Origin of the sequence: Streptomyces tendae (genome assembly GCF_014650435.1) — a bacterium.
Classification (GTDB): Bacteria; Actinomycetota; Actinomycetes; order Streptomycetales; family Streptomycetaceae; genus Streptomyces; species Streptomyces tendae.
In genome coordinates this window covers 184,757-201,107 of the sequence record NZ_BMUY01000004.1, presented here as the reverse complement: position 1 = coordinate 201,107, position 16,351 = coordinate 184,757, and the positions used below count along the sequence as shown (strand labels likewise).

The window sequence follows — 16,351 nt, the reverse complement described above, 5'->3', positions numbered from 1 at the left end:
TGCTAGCGCGCCTCCTGATCACTGTCCGGAACCGTCGCGGCCGGCACCACCGGCCGTTCCGCCCGGGGCCGCCCCGTCCCGTTGTGCCGCTTCGGGGATTCGTCGCGGCCGCGTGACGCGGCGACGTGCGGACCGTCCCACAGGGTGCCGTCGGTCCGGTCCCGCGGATCGGGATCGATCAGGACCACCCCGATCACCGCGATGCGCTGGTCCGCGAGCTGCCGCGCCACGGTGTGCAGCCACGCGGCGCTGCCGTGCCCCGCACGCACCACGAGCACCGTCCGGCTGCCCAGGTGGTGCAGGTCGGTCCACGCCGTACCGGGCGCCACCGAGCCGACCCCGAGCCGGCGCACGTGGTGCGGTTCGGCCGCGGCACGCTCGCCGCTCAGCACGGTCGGGCCGCCGGACTTGCGGCGGGCGCCCGCGAGGTCCGTGCCGGGCAGCGCGTCGACGACGACCACGGGCCCGTCCGCCTCCAGGGCACCGGCGACGTCCAGGGCGATCACGCCGGTACCGCGCGCACAGCCCAGCTCCAGCAGCGACACCGGTTCCGCGGAGCCGCGCACCAGGCGGGCCACGGTGGTCGTGAGCCGTTCGCGTGCCGCCCGGGTGCGCCGGCGCTGCCACGACCGGACCGACCGGCGCGGCCCGCGGCGCAGCTCCGCGAGGACCGACGCGCCCAGGTTCGCCGCGATCTCCCGGCGCAGCACGGGGCGGTCCGCCACCACCGCGCCGACCGCGGCCAGCGCGAGCCCGAGAACGAGCCCGAGGGCCAGCCCGATCCCGGCGTCGGTGACCACGGCCCTGGGCAGGGAGTGCCGCACCGCGTGCGGGGCGTCCACGATCTGCGTACCTGCGACGACCTCGGGTGTGCCGGTGAGCGCCTCCGCGGCCCGCTGGTCGAACTCGGCGATCCGCGAGTCCAGCTCGGCCCGGCGGGCGAAGAGCGACTCGATGCTGGCCGACGCATTCGGTTCGTCGTCCGGCGAGCGGTCCCCGATCGACCTGTTGACCTCGGCCAGCTCCTTGCGCATGCTGTCGCGCTGGTCCAGCAGGGACTTGGACTCGGCCTCGGCGGCCTGCCGCAGCCGCCGCACGTGGTCCGCGACGAACGTCTCGGCCAGCGCCCTGGCCCGGGCCACCGCCTCCGCGTCGCTGTCACCCGACACGTCGATCTGCAGCAGGTTGTTGGTCAGCCCGGTGCCGCGGTAGTCCTCCATGAAGTCTTCCGGGTCCTCCCGGGAACCGAGCGACCGCAGGGCCTCGGCGGCGATCCGCGTGGTGTCCAGCAGCTCGACGTCGGTGCGGATCAGCGTTCCGGTGTCGTTGGGCTGGTCGTCCTTGTGCGCGACCAGCACCTTGGTCACCGCGGCCGGCCGGGGCGGCAGCAGGACCGCCACCGCCGCACCGGCCAGCAGGCCGAGCAGGGCCAGACCGGCCCACAGACGCCGCCGCCTGCGTACCGCCACGACCAGTGCCTGCAGGTCGAGCAGCGGAGCGGAGGCGGACGGCTGGGCAGCCGTACTCGTCGTCATGCGGCACCTCCTGTCGCGTTCTCGTGGACCGGGGCCGCCGCGCCGGCCTTCTCCGGAGGGCGGGGGGCCGTCCCCGTCGCACGGGCCCGGACCGCGCCGGCGACGACGACACCGACGACCTCGTGCCCGCCGTCCGCACACGCCTCGGCGAGGCCGGAGAGCTCCTCCGCGGTGCGACTGCCCGCGCCGAGCACGACCAGGACACCGGACTCGGTGTCGCGGTCCGGAACCATCGGCCGGGACACCGCGACCTCCACCACCCGCAGCATCGGTTCACCCTCGGTCTCGGCGGCGAGCTGCTCCGCGGCCCGGCGGGCGACCTCGTCGTCGTCCGGCACCACGACCAGCAGTCGCCGCGCGGCCGGCAGCCGTTCCCGCAGGCGACCGCACACCCGCCGGTAGCGGATGAGCCGCCCGGCCTCGTCGGAGGACTGCGGAGTCGGCAGGTCCCAGCGGACGTCGATGCCCAGCAGCCGCCGGAACCGGGCCCGCGCGCCGCGTGCCCTCGGCCGGTGGGCGCGCCGGTCACCGGGCACGTCGACGGTGCCCAGGAGTGCCGCGCGCAGCGCCGCGGCCATCTCGGGTCCGGAACGCAGCCGCCGGTTCACCCGCGCCGCGGCGAGATGACCGACGACGGCGAGCACGAAGAACAGCAGGGCGCCGCCGCCGACGAGCTGCAGCCTCGTCGGCGGTGCCTCTCCGGTCGGCCGGGCCGCCGGCCCCATGACGACCAGGCCGGCCCTGTTGTTGGCCGGGCCGGCCTCCTCCAGCTTCTGCATGGCCTCCTGCAGCGTGCTGCGCAGCTTCTCCAGCTCGGTGCGGGCCTGCACGCTCTCCACGGTCTGCCCGGGATCGGCCGCGTTGGCCAGGTCGGTGATGCGCTGGTTGGTCCGCTTCACCTGCTCCCGCAGCGCCTCGGGCCCCGCCGCCTCGTCGGCGTCGGTGCTGCCGCTCGCGATCCGTGCCGCGTACGTCACGAACTGCTGGGCCATTTCGTCGGAGAGCCGCTGCGCACGCTCCGGGGTCTCGGCCGTCCCGGAGATCTTGATGACGTTCCCGTCGGCGGTCTCGGCGCTCACCCGGTCGCGCAGCTCGCTGTCGCTGACCCCGCTCCAGCCGAGCGCATCGCCCGCCCGTTCGACCACCGACGAACTGGTCGCGATCTCCACCTGGGTGATCAGCTCGCGCTCCTCCCACGGCCCCGGCAGCAGGACCGAGGCGGACGCCGTGTAGCGCGGCGGGAACAGCACCGAGACGCCGTAGCCGACGAGTGCGCCCACCACGACGAGGACGGCGAGCAGCCGCCGGCGCCGGCGCAGTATTCGCCCGACCGTGACCAGGCGTATCGTGTCATCGCTCAACGGCGCTGCCTTCTCCCTGCTTTGTTCCCGGCGGCGGCGTACGCGGCGAGCAGCGCCTTTTGCGAATTGCCCCAGGAGAGCTGTCCGTTGACGCGTTCCTGGCCGATCTTGCCCATCCGGGCCCGCTCGTCGGGGTCGTCCAGCAACCGCGCGACGAGCCCGGCGAACTCGGTCTCGTCGTTGGCGGGGGCGTAGAGGGCGGCGTCACCGGCGGAGACGCGCGCCTCCCGGAGGTCGAACGAGACGATCGGCCGGCCCATCGCCATGTACTCCAGGACCTTGTTCATGGTCGACACGTCGTTGAGCGGATTGCGCGGGTCGGGGGAGAGGCACACGTCCGCGGTGGACAGGTAGCGCACCAGGTCGGCGTCCGGAATGCGCCCGGTGAACTGCACCTGCTCGCCGAGCCCCAGCGACCGGGACAGCTCCACCATCGCGTCGAAGGCGTCACCGGAGCCGACGAACACCGCGTGCCAGTCGGTCCGCCCGACCTCGTCGCGCAGCTTGGCGAGGGCCCGCAGGGCGTAGTCGACGCCGTCCTGGGGGCCCATGACGCCCAGGTAGCACAGCAGGTGGGGCTTTCCCCGCTTCAACTCCGGTTCGGCGGGCACCGGTTGGAAGCGGTCGGTCGCGGGCGCGCTGCGCACCACGAACACGTCGTCGGGGCGCCGGCCGCCGCGGCGTACCGCGACGTCCTTGTAGCTCTCGTTCGTGGCGAGCACGATGTCCGCGGTCCGGTAGGTGAGCCGCTCCAGGGCGCACACGGCGCGGTAGAGCAGGTCCTTGCCGCGGCCGAACCGGGACAGGTACAGCTCGGGTATCAGGTCGTGCTGGTCGAAGACGAACCGCGCGCCGCGCCGCTTGAGCCACAGGGCCGGCAGGAAGAGCAGGTCGGGCGGGTTGCAGGCGTGCACCACGTCGACCGGTCCGACCCTGCGGGCCAGCCGCGCCGTGTGCCAGAGCGCCGCTCCGTACTCCCGCAGGTAGCCGGCCGGTCCTCCGGTGGCCGCGCGCAACGGGTAGCGGTGGATGCGCACCCCCTCGACGACCGCTTCCCGCTCCGTGTCCCGCTTGGTGCCGCGGGGACAGATGACGTGCACCTCCCAGCCCGCGTCGCGCAGGGTCGTGCACTCCTGCCAGACCCGCCGGTCGAAGGGCACCGACAGGTTCTCCACCAGGATCAGCGCGCGCCGCCCCGGCCGGTCGCCGGTGCCGCCGCCGAGCGGCGTGCCACCGGACGTCGTGTCACCAAGCAAGGCCCATGTACCCCGGTTCGGTCCGGCGCGCGTCGGCGTCGGGAAGGTGGATGAGGTCGATCAGCAACGGCCCGCCGCCATGGGGGAGCGCGGCCAGCACGGCCGGATCCCGCGTCCCGACCAGGCACACCTCGGCGTGCTCAAGGACCTCGTCGACGGAGTCCGCGAGCAGCTGGGCGAGGTGCGGCAGCCGGTTCTCGACGTACTCGCGGTTCGCGCCGAGCAGCCGGGACAGGCTCACGTTGGCGTCGTGGATCCTGAGGTCGTAACCCTTGCCGAAGAGCCGCTCCGCCAGCTCGACGAGCGGGCTCTCCCGGAGGTCGTCGGTGCCGGGCTTGAAGGACAGCCCGAACAGCCCCACCCGGCGCTTCCCGGTGCGCTCCACCAGCTCCACCGCACGCTCCAGGTGCGCGGAGTTGGAGGGCAGCACGTGGGAGAGGATCGGCACCGACACGTCGGCCCGCTGGGCCGCGTGGACCAGGCTGCGCAGGTCCTTGGGCAGGCAGGAGCCGCCGAAGGCGAAGCCGGGCCGCAGGTAGGCGGGGCTGATGTTCAGCTTGCGGTCGGCCAGGAAGACGTCCATGACCTGGTGCGAGTCCACCCCCAGCGCCTGGCACACCGCGCCCAGCTCGTTCGCGAAGCCGATCTTGAGGCCGTGGAAGGCGTTGTCCGCGTACTTGATCGCCTCGGCCGTCGCGACCGGCACCCGGAACACCTCGCCGGGCAGGTTGCCGTACAGCGCCGCCACCGCGTCGCCGCTCGCCGCGTCGAGTTCGCCGATGACCGTCTTCGGCGGGTCGAAGAAGTCCCGCACGCTCGTGCCCTCGCGCAGGAACTCCGGGTTGACCGCGACTCCGAAGTCCACCCCGGCGGTTCCGCCGACGTACTTCTCCAGGATCGGCACCAGCAGGTTCGTGCAGGTGCCCGGCAGCATGGTGCTGCGGAACACCACGGTGTGCCGTCCGCCCCGCTCGGCCAGCGCGGCGCCGATCTCCTCGGTGACACGTTCCAAGTACGTCGTGCACAGGCTGCCGTTGGGCTCCGACGGCGTGCCCACGCATATCAGGGATATCTCGCTCTCCCTGATCGCCTCGCGGACGTCCCGGGTGGCGCGCAGCGCCCCGCTGCCCACGACCTCGGCGATCAGTTCGCCGATCCGCTCCTCGACCACCGGGGCCTTGCCGTCATTGACCAGGTCGACCTTGACCTGGTTCACGTCCACCCCGATGACCTCGTGCCCCATGCCGGCCAGGCACGCGGCCGACACGCAGCCCACGTAGCCCAGGCCGAAAACGCTGACCCTCATGACCCGTTCCTCCCCCCAGGCAGGCCCCGACGGCCTGCGATCCGCGCGTCGGCCCGGCGGCCCCCGCGCATCAGTACGCCCCCCGCCCGTGGACCACCGCTCGCAGCGTCTTCCACAGGATCACCGCGTCCAGCGCGAGCGACCAGTCCTCCACGTACCGCAGGTCAAGCCGGACCGCCTCCTCCCACGGCAGGTCGCTGCGTCCGCTGATCTGCCACAGACCGGTGAGTCCCGGCTTGACCAGCAGTCGTCTTCGGATGTCCGGGCCGTACGCCGCGGACTCCTCCGGCAGCGGAGGCCGCGGGCCGACGAGCGACATCGAGCCGGTGAGTACGTTGAACAGCTGCGGCAGTTCGTCGACCGAGTACCGGCGCAGCACCGCCCCCACCCGGGTCACCCGCGGGTCCCGGCGGAGCTTGAACAGCAGGCCCGCGCCCTCGTTGCGGTCGGCCAGCGCGGCACGCGCCCGGTCCGCCCCGGCGACCATGGTGCGGAACTTGAGAATCGTGAACTCACGGCCGTCCTTGCCGACCCTGCGCTGGCGGTAGAACGCCCCGCCCCGGCTGTCCACCAGGACGAGCAGTGCGACGAACACCATCAGGGGCGCGAACAGCGTCAGCAGGATCGCCGCGCCCAACCGGTCCACCACCGCCTTGACGGCCCGGCGGCCCCCGGTGAAGGTCGGCATGCTGACCCGCAGCAGCGGGATCCCCAGCACCGCGTCGACGTGCAGCCGCGGGCCGGCCACCTCCATCAGGACGGGAGCGACGACCATCTCGGCTTCGCTGCCCTCCAGGTTCCAGGCCAGCCGCTGCAACCGGTGCGGTGACCAGTGCGGGTCCGGGGTGACCGCGACGACCCGGTAGCCGTCGCGGCGTACGTGGTGGGCGACGTGCTCCAGTGGGCCGACCACCGGCACTCCGTCCAGCTGGTCTCCCTCGATTCCGGGGCCGGCCGTCGTGCAGACCGCGTCCACGCGCCAGCCGAGGTGCGGGAACCTCCGGGTCCGGGCGATCAGATCGCGCACGGTGGCCGGGCTGCCGGCGGCGAGCACCGGCCTCAGGCAGCGCCCTTCCTTGCGCTGCCGGTGCAGCCGGACGCGCAGCGCGTAACGCGAGATCATCGTGACGATCGCGATCGCCGGGACGGCGACGAAGATCCAGAGTTTGATGTTGCGCGAGGTGAGGGCGATTCCGCCGAGCGCCAGTACGACGGTCGCCATGAACAGAGAGCGTCCGAGCCGACGGAATTCCTCGGCGCCCTGACCGAGTACGGCCGGTGCCCACGACCGGCTCACCGCAAGCGCTCCCAGTACCAGCACCTCGGTGCCGAACGCGAGAATTCCCCATTTCTCGTGCCAGTTGGCCGCGTCCCGGACCCCGAAGAAATTGCCGATGCCCGCCACCACGAAGGCGGTGGCCACGGTGTCGCTGGTGATCACGGTACGGCGGTACCGCTGCTCCCAGTCGCTCGCGGACCGGCTGACGGCCCCGTCCGCCAGATGTCCGCGCGTAGACGGAAACGGGCTGACCAATCCCCCTTGCCGCACAGAACCCCCCAGGTCCCCAGTGGTTCGACGTGTTCGCCTAGCACTGTTCCTCCCCCTCGGGAGGCCCCCGCCTCCCGCGCCGCGCTGTTCCTCCCCACGGGCGGCCCCCGCCTGCCCGCGCACAACGTTTTGGCTATGCCACAGCAATACGAGCCATGCACAGTGTCAGCAGCAGACCCCCCTGCCCCGGACCTGAAGATCATTACCGGTCGCCCCGTGCCTGAACGGCTGAAGCACGGTCAATCTAGACCATCGGGGCCACTGTGTAGAGGGGATGTGTGTAATTGGTGCTCAAGCTCTGGGAGTTGATCAAGGGGCTTGTGAAACCCCAGGTATCTCTTCCCGCCACCGGGTACTCCGAATTCCCGCCAGCACCCATTCCGGTCCCCGCCGACGTGTCGTCCGGACCGCCGATCGCCGGCGTGATTCTCCCGCCGCCCGCGCGCTCGCGCACCGTCGCTTCAGGCCACGAGCAGCCGCAGGCCGAGCTCGGCCGCGTCGAGATCCAGGAGATCGCGGTTGCGCTCGGACCAGCGGCCCGAGGCGAGGTCGTCGCGCAGGCCGGCCACCGCCCGCCGCTCGGCTTTTGGGCCGACCCTCGTCCACACGGAGACCGCGCGGCGTACCGGTTCCTCCAGGTACGCCTCCGGCCGGCGCCAGTGGGCCTCCAGGAAGCCGTCGGCGCAGTCCCAGGGGATGAGCACCGGCTCCAGGCGGGCCCCGATCGCCCGGGCCAGCCGGTCCACCGGAGGCCGGCCCGCGACCAGGCCGGCCACCTCGGGCAGATAGTCGCGGGTCAGCCAGAACCGGTGCCGCCAGCCGGTGTCACTGGCGTCGTGGGTGAACACCACCACGCGACGGGCGACGCGGCGCATCTCCCGCAGCCCGGCGATCGGGTCCCGCCAGTGGTGCACGGTGCTGAAGGCCATCGCGGCGTCGAAGGACCGGTCCGCGAACGGCAGGTGCTCCGCGGCGGCGGCCACGCACCGGGCCGCGCCCGCGGGACGCTGCGCCCGCATCACCGCCGACGGTTCCACCGCGGTCACCTCGCGGTCCGGGGGCTCGTAGGAGCCGGTGCCGGCGCCCACGTTCAGCACGGTGCGCGCGTCGCCGAGCGCCTCCCAGACCTTCGCGGCGATCCGCGGCTCGGTGCGCCGTGTCGCCGGGTAGGCCGCCCCGATGACCTCGTACAACTCCGCGCCGAACGCCTTGAGTTGCTCCTGGGGCGTAGTCCTGATCCCCATCGCCCGCGCCTCCAGTTCCCTGTCGATGGCCGTCACCATGGAGGCGGCGCGGTCGCGCCGTTCAACCAGCAGGACGCGCAGCCGGCGCAGCTGCGCCACCGCGTCGGCGGCCGGGTCGTCGACCAGGTCAGCGATGTCGCGCAGTGCGAAACCCAGGCGCCGGTAGGCCACAACCTCCCGCAGCCGCCCCACGTCGTCCACCGAGTAGGCCCGGTATCCGGCGGCGGTCCGCGCGGAGGGCCGCACGAGGCCGATGTCGTCGTAGTGGTGCAGCGTGCGGACGCTCACGCCGGCCAGCTCGGCCACGCGTCCCACGGTCAGGTGCTCCTCCATGCCAGGGAGGATGCGGCATCACGCCACGTGAGGGTCAAGCGCTGCGGTCAGCCGGCGAGCAGGTGGTCCCGGCCGAACATCGCCGCCGCGGCCCGCGCGGTCGGCGTACCGGAGTCCAGGTCCGCGCCTGCTTCGAGCAGCACAGTCACCACGTCGTCGGCACCCTTGAACAGGGCGCCGGCGATGGGGGACTGGCCCCGGTCGTTGCGGAGGTCCGGATCGGCGCCGTGCCGGACCAGGGTCCGCACGCTGTCGGCGTGACCGTGGTACGCGGCGAGCATGAGGAGGGTGTTGCCCGCCGGATCGCGTACGTCCACCGGCAGCCCGTGAGCCACGAACTCCACCAGCTGCTCGGTGCGGCCCTCCCGGGCCAGGTCCATGGCGATGGCCACGACGCGCTCCGTCTGCTCGGGAGTCAGGCCACCGCTGTTGTCCATGTCCATGATTTCTCCGTGGCGGTACACGCCCGCACCGGCGCGGGCACCTGGGGTGCCTCCGCGCCGGTGCGGTGCGCGAGTACCGCGCGTCTTGCCGACCAGCCGGTCAGAGGTTGCCGGCGGCCAGGGCCTCGATGGCCTTGCGGACGCCCTGACCGTAGGCCGGGTCGGCCTGGGTGCAGTTGGCGATGTGCCGCTCGATCGTCTGCTCCGAGGCGCCGTCGATCGCGCGCGCCGTGTTCTCGAAGAGAACCTGCTGCTGCTCCGGGCTCATCTGCCGGAACAGGTTGCCGGGCTGCTCGAAGTAGTTGTCGTCGTCCTCACGGTAGTTGAACCGGTCGGCGACCGCGCCCACGGCCTGGCTCGGCTCGCGGTAGGCCGGCTGCTCCTGCCAGCGCCCGTAGGAGTTGGGCTCGATGCCCGGGGTGGCCCCCTGGTTGCCGTCGACGCGCATGCCGCCGTCGCGGTGGTAGGAGTTCACCGGGTTCTTCGGGGCGTTGACGGGGATCTGGTGGTGGTTGACCCCGAGGCGGTAGCGCTGGGCGTCGCCGTAGGAGAAGAGCCGCCCCTGCAGCATCCGGTCGGGGGAGAAGCTGATGCCCGGGACCACGTTGGCCGGGCTGAAGGCGGCCTGCTCGACGTCCGCGAAGTAGTTGTCGGGGTTGCGGTTGAGCTCCCACTCGCCGACCTCGATCAGCGGGTAGTCCTTCTTCGACCAGACCTTGGTGAGGTCGAAGGGGTGGAAGCGGTAGTTCTCGGCGTCGGCCTCCGGCATGACCTGGATGAACAGCTTCCACTTCGGGAAGTCGCCGTCCTCGATCGCGTCGAACAGGTCGCGCTGGTGGGACTCGCGGTCCTTGCCGACCAGGGCCTCGGCCTCGGCGTCGGTGAGGTTCTTGATGCCCTGCTGGGTGCGGTGGTGGAACTTGACCCAGAACCGCTCGCCCTCGGCGTTGATCAGGCTGTACGTGTGCGAGCCGAACCCGTGCATGTGCCGGTAGGTGGCCGGGATGCCGCGCTCCGACATCACGATCGTGACCTGGTGCAGGGCCTCGGGCAGGTTGGTCCAGAAGTCCCAGTTGTTCTCGGCGTTGCGGAGGTTGGTGCGCGGGTCGCGCTTCACCGCGTGGTTGAGGTCCGGGAACTTCAGCGGGTCACGGAAGAAGAAGACGGGGGTGTTGTTGCCGACCAGGTCCCAGTTGCCCTCCTCCGTGTAGAACTTCACGGCGAAGCCGCGGATGTCGCGCTCGGCGTCGGCGGCACCGCGCTCACCGGCGACCGTGGAGAACCGGGTGAACAGCGGGGTCTTCTTGCCGATCTCGGAGAAGATCTTGGCGCTCGTGTACCGGGTGATGTCGTGGGTCACCGTGAAGGTGCCGAACGCGCCCGAGCCCTTGGCGTGCATCCGGCGCTCCGGAATGACCTCGCGGTCGAAGTGGGCGAGCTTCTCCAGGAACCACACATCCTGCAGCAGCATCGGACCGCGCGGGCCGGACGTCAGCGAGTTCTGGTTGTCGGGAACCGGTGCACCGGCGACCGTGGTCAGCGGCTTCTGGTTGTTCTCAGGCAAGGCATGCTCCTCGGTGTGGTTCTTCGCGGGCACCACCCTACATTGGACAGGGTCTAAGGCAAGCTGCCATCTAGAGCCATATTCGCTCTTGAGTTGACGCCGGACCCTGCTAGGGTGCTGCGCATGAGTGATCTCCTGGACCGGCTCCGTGAAGGCGGCTGGCGCCTGACCGCGCAGCGGCGCGTGGTCGCCGAGGTCCTCGACGGAGACCACGTGCACCTGACCGCCGACGAGGTGCACTCCCGTGCGGCGGCCCGACTGCCCGAGATCTCCCGGGCGACGGTGTACAACACCCTGCGTGAACTGGTGCAGCGCGGTGAGGTCGTCGAGGTGTCGACCGACGGCCGCGCCAAGCGCTACGACCCGAACGCGCACCGTCCGCACCACCACCTGCTCTGCGCGCGCTGCGGCTCGATCCGCGACGTGCACCCGACGGGCGACCCCCTGGCGAACCTCCCGGCCTCCGAGTCCTTCGGCTTCACCGTCCTGGAGGCCGAAGTGACCTACCGCGGCATCTGCCCGGACTGCGCCGCCTGACGCCGTCGGCGATCCCGTCCGCTCTCATCCCTTCGGGGCGTTCAGGGCGCAGTCCTCCGCGCCTACCGACACAGTGGTCCCTGAACCACTCGGACCCGGAGGGAAGCGAGGCACACCGTGAAGATCGCGGTCATCGGCGGTACCGGACTCATCGGCTCGCAGGTCGTCGAGCAGCTCAACGCGGCCGGACAGCAGGCGGTGCCCCACTCGCTGTCCACCGGAGTGGACGTCGTCAGCGGCGAGGGAGTGGACCGGGCGGTCGAGGGAGCCGACGTCGTCGTCAACCTGACGAACTCGCCGACCTTCGACGACGCCTCGCCCGGCTTCTTCCGGGCATCGATGGACAACCTCCTGACCGCGGCGCAGCGGGCCGGAACGGGTCACTTCGTGATCCTCTCGATCGTCGGCGTCGACCGGGTGCCGGGACTGGACTACTACCGCGCCAAAACCCTCCAGGAGGAGATCCTCCGGGACGGCCCGGTGCCGTACTCGATCGTGCGCGCCACCCAGTTCATGGAGTTCATGGAGGCCGTCCTGTCCTGGACCGCGGACGGCGACTTCGTCCGGCTGCCCGCCACGCCGATCCAGCCCATCGCCGCGAAGGACGTGGCGGCCGCGGTGGCGGAAGTCGCCGTGGGCACCCCGCTGAACGGCATTCGCAGCATCGGTGGACCGGAGGTGTTCCCCCTCGACGACCTGGGCCGTCTGACCCTCTCCCGCCGGGGCGACGGGCGTACGGTCGTCACCGACCCGGCCGCGGGCATGTTCGCGGCGGTCGAGGGGGACGTCCTCACTGACATGGAGGCCCACCTGGCCCCCACCCGGTACACCGACTGGCTGTCCTGAATGCCCGAGCGCGCCGACCACGACCCCGCCGCGGGCGTCGCGCCGAGGGGATTCCTGCGGCGCCGGCCGGAGGGGTGGCTGTTCCAGGGAATCTACGGCCTGGTACTGGCCAGCGCCCTGGTGGCCGCGCTGGACGTGCCGGGCGAGGCGGCCAACCCCGGCCAGGACGCGCTGTGGGTCCTGCTCACGGCGCTGACGTCGGGTGCCGCCCACGGGTACGCGCACGTCATCGCCCGGCGCGCGACCGGCGACGGGACGGCCCGGCCCAGCAGACTGCGCGCGGCAGCCGCCGAGTGGCCGCTGGTCGCCGCCGTGCTGCCGACGGTGGCGATGCTGCTCGCCGCGAAGGCCGGGTGGTGGGCAGAGGACACGGCCGCCGACACGGCCCTGGTGCTGAACACCGTCCTGCTCTTCGCCCTGGGCACCTCCGCGGCCCGCGCCGCCGGGCTCGGCCGACTGTCCTCGTGTCGCGCGGGACTCCTGGACATGCTGATCGGCCTGGTGATCATCGTGGCGGATGCGCTGATCGAGTAGCGGGTCGTGCCCCGCCCGCACCCCGCCGTCCCGGTGCGCGGAGGTCGCCGCCTCGACGACTCAGCCGTGGAAGGCCGCGACCTCGTCGAGCGCGGCCCGCCCGGACGCGACCCGGTTCACCGCGGCGCTCTCGTCGGCGTAGCCGAAGGAGACGCCCACGAGCAGCCGCCCCTCATCGACACCGAGTTCGGCGCGGACCGTGTCGGCGTAGAAGCTCAGCAGCCCCTGCGGGCAGCTCGCCACGCCGTACGCCGTCATCGCCAGGAGGAGGGTCTGCAGATAGGCGCCGACGTCCGCGGCCAGCCGGGATCCGCCGTCCCCGGCGACGAACAGGAAGGCGGCATGCGGTGCGCCGTAGAAGCGCAGGCTCTGCGCGTTGTAGGCCGCCCGCGACGCCTGGTCGTCCGGAGCGATGCCCAGCGCTCCGTACAGTCCGGCGCCGAACGCCGCCCGGCGTGCCTGCTGGGCCTCGGAGTACATGGCGTCGGAGTACGGGAAGTCCACGGAGGTGCGGTTCGCGGCGTGAGCCGCCTGCAGGGCGTCCGCCAGCCGCTCGCGCGCGGCACCGCTCGCCACCTCCACCCGCCACGGCTGGGCGTTGGAGTTGGACGGTGCGGTGCCCGCCAGCGAGAAGATCGCACGCATCGTCTCCTCGGGCACGGGTTCCGGACGGAACGCCCGGGTCGCGTGTCGGCCGCGTATCAGCTTCTCCGCGGCACCACTCAGCTCGGTGCGGATCGGCAGGCTCATGGATTGGATTCCTTCTCGACGCTCGTCTCAGGTAAACGCAATCGTTTACTTGGCGGATCCTACCAGCTGCTTCCCGCTGAAGTAAACGCAGACGTATAGTTACTCCATGAGTGCGACCAGGACATCTCCGGCACGTGGGCGCGGCGGGCGGGAACGCATCCTCGCGGCCGCCGCCCACCTCTTCGCGACCCAGGGGATCAACGCGACCGGTATGGAACAGGTCGCGGAGGCGGCCCCGGTGTCCAAGCGCACCCTCTACGCGCACTTCCGGACCAAGGGCGACCTGGTGATCGGGCACCTCGAGGACCTCGCCTCCTCGGGCGCCACGCTCGAGGGCGTGCTGACCCGCGACGACGTTCCCCCGCGGGAGCGCATCCTCGGGCTGTTCGACCTGCCCGCGCCGGACGGGGCACCGGTGCGCGGGTGCCCGTTCATCGATGCCGCGGCCGAGTTCCCCGACCCGGGCAGCGCCGTCCACTCCTACGCCCGCGAACAGAAGCTCCGGATGGTGCGGCTGGTCACGGAACTGGTGACGGAGCTGGGCTGCGAGCGGCCCGCCGCCCTCGCCGAGCAACTGGTCACCCTCGCGGACGGCGCGGCCAGCCGTGCCATGGTGCTGGGCGACGCCGACTACGGCCGACATGCGCGGGCCGCGGCGGAGACCCTCCTCGCGCACGCCCTGCCCGCCGGGGCCTGACGCCCGCCGTCACTCACCCGGCTCCTGGGGGTCGCGGTCGCCGCCCTCGCGCTGATGGCCGCGGCGGGCGTCGCGGTCGAAGATGCCCAGGATCTCGCAGGGTCCGCCCGCGGTGCCGATCGCGTGCGGCATCATCGTGGGGAACTCGGCTGCCTGGTGGGTCTCGACGCGGAAGCGGCGGTGGCCGAGCATGAGGACCGCCGTGCCGGACAGCACCACGAGCCATTCGCGCCCCGGGTGGGCACGCATGCGCGCCGGATTCTCGGGCGGTGGCTGGGTCATGCGCTGACGCACCACGGTCATGCCGGGATCGCCCTTCACCGGCCAGCGCATCAGGCCGTGGGCGCTGTCGATCATCGGACTGGTGATGACGTCGTCGTCGGCCGTCTCCACGAGCTGGTCCAACGTGGTGTCCAGGGCGCGGGCCAGAGTGACCAGCTGATCCAGGGCCAGGCGGCGCCGGCCGTTCTCGATGCGGCTCAGCGAGGACTGGCTGAGCTTGGCACGCCCGGCCAGCTCCTCCAGGGACCAGCCCTGCGCGACCCGCAGGGCGCGGATGCGTTTGCGTACGAGGCTGTCCAGATCTCCATCTTCTTGCGTCATGAGCAACATCATATGCCTCTATCGCAACGCGGGCTTAGCTTCGGACGCAGTCGAGCCGCACTTCCCCGACACCCTCCACGCCCCGTCGGGCGGCGGCATGCCCTGCGAAAGGAAACCATGAGCACCAGCCCACCCGTACGGGCCCCAGAAACCGGCGGCGAAAACACCCCCGACGCGCGTCGGCTGCGCACGATCCTGATCGCCGTCTCCGTCGCGCTGATGGCCGTCGTCGCGTCGGTGACCGGTCTGAACGTGGCGCAGACCCACATGGCCGTCGAGTTCGGCGCCTCCCAGAACACGGTCCTGTGGATCATCAACATCTACACGCTCGCCCTGGCCGCGCTGCTGCTCCCGCTCGGCGCCGTCGGCGACCGACTGGGCCGCAAGCCCATGCTCGTCGCCGGGCTGGGTGTCTTCGGTGCGGCGAACGTCCTCGCCGGACTGGCCCCTTCGGCCGAGGTCATGCTCGCCGCCCGGGTGGCCGGCGGTGTCGGCGCCGCGATGATCATGCCGGTCACCCTTGCCGTCATCACCTCCACCTTCCCCGAGGAGCAGCGCGGCAAGGCGATCGGCGTGTGGACCGGTGTCGCCGGGGGCGGCGGCATCCTGGGCATGTTCCTCTCCGCCCTCCTCGTCGACGTCGCCGACTGGCGTCTGCTGTTCGTCCTCCCGGTGGTCCTGGTCCTCGTGGCCCTGGCCATGGCGCTGAAGTCGGTCCCCAACTCCCGCGAGACCCCGGCCCACCGGTTCGACACGGCCGGAGCGCTGATCTCCACCGTCGCGGTGACCGGCCTCATCTTCGTACTGCAGGAAGGCCCCGAACGCGGCTGGACCGCCCCGGTGACGCTGACCGGACTCGCCGTCGGCATCGGTGCCGCGGTCGCCTTCGTCGGCTGGGAACTGCACCGCCGCGACGCCGCGCTGCTGGACGTGCGCCTGTTCCGCGAGCGCGGCCTGGCGGGAGGCTCGATCACCCTCCTGGTGGTCTTCGGCGTCCAGGCGGGCATCGCCGTCGTCCTCTTCCCCTACTTCCAGGCCGTACTCGGCTGGTCGGGCCTGCTGTCCACGGTGGCGTTGATGCCGATGGCCGTCATGATGATGGCGACCTCCGGCCTGGCCCCCGTGCTCGCCGCGCGCGTCGGCTCCCGCCCGACCATGGCCCTGGGCATCGCCCTGGCCGGCGTGGGCCTCGCGCTCATGGCCCTGTTCGTCTCGGTGGACGACGGATACCTGACCATCCTGCCCGGCATGCTGGCCATGGGCATCGGCATGGGCCTGTCGATGACCCCGTCCACCGAGGCGATCACCGGCTCCCTGCCGCGCGGGAAGCAGGGCGTTGCGTCCGCGCTCAACGACGTCACCCGCGAGTTCGGCACCGCACTCGGTGTCGCCCTGCTGGGGGCGCTGCTCGCCACCGGCTACCGCAGCGCCGTCGACGGACGGTTGGACGGCATTCCCCAGGGGCCCGCGGACAGCGCCCGGGAGGGCGTGGCCAACGCCGTCGAGGCCGCGGGCAGCGCCGGTCCGTACGGCCCGGACCTGCTGCACGCCGCCCAGCAGTCCTTCGTCGACGGCTGGCAGCAGGCCATGTGGGCCGGCGTGGCCGTCATGGGCGTCCTGTTCGTCTACGTCGCGTTCCGCGGGCCCGGCAGAACGGCACCGGTGGACGCGGACGAACCGGAGGCGGCCGAGGCCCTCACCGGTTCGTGACCACGGGCGAGTCAGCGGTCCCGGGAGAGTCCAGCCACTCCCGTCCGGAGAACTCGCTGAAGAGGAAGGGGCGGCCGAGGTAC

The 16,351-nt window shown here is 72.0% G+C and carries 15 protein-coding genes; 5 read left to right on the top strand and 10 right to left on the bottom strand.

Features of this window, described 5'->3' with window-relative positions; genetic code table 11:
* Nucleotides 1-2: 2 nt before the first annotated feature.
* The 8 genes from IE258_RS12965 to IE258_RS12930 all read right to left on the bottom strand — a co-directional run bounded on the left by IE258_RS12965 (nucleotide 3) and on the right by IE258_RS12930 (nucleotide 10,591).
* Nucleotides 3-1,535 (bottom strand): Wzz/FepE/Etk N-terminal domain-containing protein, encoded by a 1,533-nt coding sequence (locus tag IE258_RS12965; RefSeq protein ID WP_189742963.1) that lies wholly within the window; start codon nucleotides 1,533-1,535, stop codon nucleotides 3-5.
* Nucleotides 1,532-2,896 (bottom strand): Wzz/FepE/Etk N-terminal domain-containing protein, encoded by a 1,365-nt coding sequence (locus tag IE258_RS12960; protein ID WP_189742961.1) that lies wholly within the window; start codon nucleotides 2,894-2,896, stop codon nucleotides 1,532-1,534. Before IE258_RS12960 ends, IE258_RS12965 begins: the two co-directional genes overlap by 4 nt.
* Nucleotides 2,893-4,152: a glycosyltransferase family 4 protein gene (locus tag IE258_RS12955; RefSeq protein ID WP_189742959.1), complete on the bottom strand. Its 1,260-nt coding sequence runs from the start codon at nucleotides 4,150-4,152 to the stop codon at nucleotides 2,893-2,895. Before IE258_RS12955 ends, IE258_RS12960 begins: the two co-directional genes overlap by 4 nt.
* Entirely contained in the window at nucleotides 4,142-5,458 is a 1,317-nt protein-coding gene (locus IE258_RS12950) for a nucleotide sugar dehydrogenase (protein WP_189742957.1), read from the bottom strand. The genes IE258_RS12955 and IE258_RS12950 overlap by 11 nt, the downstream gene beginning before the upstream one ends.
* 70 nt (nucleotides 5,459-5,528) lie before the next feature.
* Nucleotides 5,529-7,007 carry a sugar transferase gene (locus IE258_RS12945; protein WP_189742955.1) on the bottom strand — a complete coding sequence of 493 codons (1,479 nt, stop codon included), beginning with the start codon at nucleotides 7,005-7,007 and terminating at the stop codon, nucleotides 5,529-5,531.
* 461 nt (nucleotides 7,008-7,468) lie between these two features.
* Nucleotides 7,469-8,584, bottom strand: coding sequence for a MerR family transcriptional regulator (locus tag IE258_RS12940; protein ID WP_189742953.1), 1,116 nt, complete (start codon nucleotides 8,582-8,584; stop codon nucleotides 7,469-7,471).
* A gap of 47 nt (nucleotides 8,585-8,631) precedes the next feature.
* Nucleotides 8,632-9,027 (bottom strand): ankyrin repeat domain-containing protein, encoded by a 396-nt coding sequence (locus IE258_RS12935; RefSeq protein WP_189742952.1) that lies wholly within the window; start codon nucleotides 9,025-9,027, stop codon nucleotides 8,632-8,634.
* 100 nt (nucleotides 9,028-9,127) lie between these two features.
* Nucleotides 9,128-10,591: a catalase gene (locus IE258_RS12930; RefSeq protein WP_189742950.1), complete on the bottom strand. Its 1,464-nt coding sequence runs from the start codon at nucleotides 10,589-10,591 to the stop codon at nucleotides 9,128-9,130.
* A 123-nt stretch (nucleotides 10,592-10,714) separates the two neighbouring features.
* On the opposite strand from IE258_RS12930, the gene IE258_RS12925 reads away from it, so the two are divergent.
* The 3 genes from IE258_RS12925 (at nucleotide 10,715) to IE258_RS12915 (ending at nucleotide 12,508) form a co-directional block, all read left to right on the top strand.
* The gene (locus tag IE258_RS12925; RefSeq protein WP_189742948.1) at nucleotides 10,715-11,128 is read left to right on the top strand and encodes a Fur family transcriptional regulator; all 414 of its coding nucleotides are present in this window, start codon (nucleotides 10,715-10,717) and stop codon (nucleotides 11,126-11,128) included.
* A 117-nt stretch (nucleotides 11,129-11,245) separates the two neighbouring features.
* Entirely contained in the window at nucleotides 11,246-11,974 is a 729-nt protein-coding gene (locus IE258_RS12920; protein WP_189742946.1) for an SDR family oxidoreductase, read from the top strand.
* Nucleotides 11,975-12,508: a hypothetical protein gene (locus IE258_RS12915; RefSeq protein WP_189742944.1), complete on the top strand. Its 534-nt coding sequence runs from the start codon at nucleotides 11,975-11,977 to the stop codon at nucleotides 12,506-12,508.
* A gap of 60 nt (nucleotides 12,509-12,568) precedes the next feature.
* Here the strand turns inward: IE258_RS12915 and IE258_RS12910 are convergent, their stop codons facing one another.
* On the bottom strand, nucleotides 12,569-13,258 hold the full coding sequence (locus IE258_RS12910) for a nitroreductase (RefSeq protein WP_189742942.1): 690 nt from the start codon (nucleotides 13,256-13,258) through the stop codon (nucleotides 12,569-12,571).
* 106 nt (nucleotides 13,259-13,364) lie between these two features.
* On the opposite strand from IE258_RS12910, the gene IE258_RS12905 reads away from it, so the two are divergent.
* Nucleotides 13,365-13,955 carry a TetR/AcrR family transcriptional regulator gene (locus IE258_RS12905; protein ID WP_189742940.1) on the top strand — a complete coding sequence of 197 codons (591 nt, stop codon included), beginning with the start codon at nucleotides 13,365-13,367 and terminating at the stop codon, nucleotides 13,953-13,955.
* Between the two features lie 9 nt (nucleotides 13,956-13,964).
* Here IE258_RS12905 and IE258_RS12900 read toward each other — a convergent pair whose 3' ends face one another.
* Complete coding sequence (locus IE258_RS12900) at nucleotides 13,965-14,558, bottom strand: helix-turn-helix domain-containing protein (protein ID WP_356720597.1); 594 nt, start codon at nucleotides 14,556-14,558, stop codon at nucleotides 13,965-13,967.
* 117 nt (nucleotides 14,559-14,675) lie between these two features.
* Here IE258_RS12900 and IE258_RS12895 point away from each other — a divergent pair, with 117 nt between their 5' ends.
* Entirely contained in the window at nucleotides 14,676-16,268 is a 1,593-nt protein-coding gene (locus IE258_RS12895) for an MFS transporter (protein WP_189742938.1), read from the top strand.
* Nucleotides 16,269-16,351 lie beyond the last annotated feature (83 nt).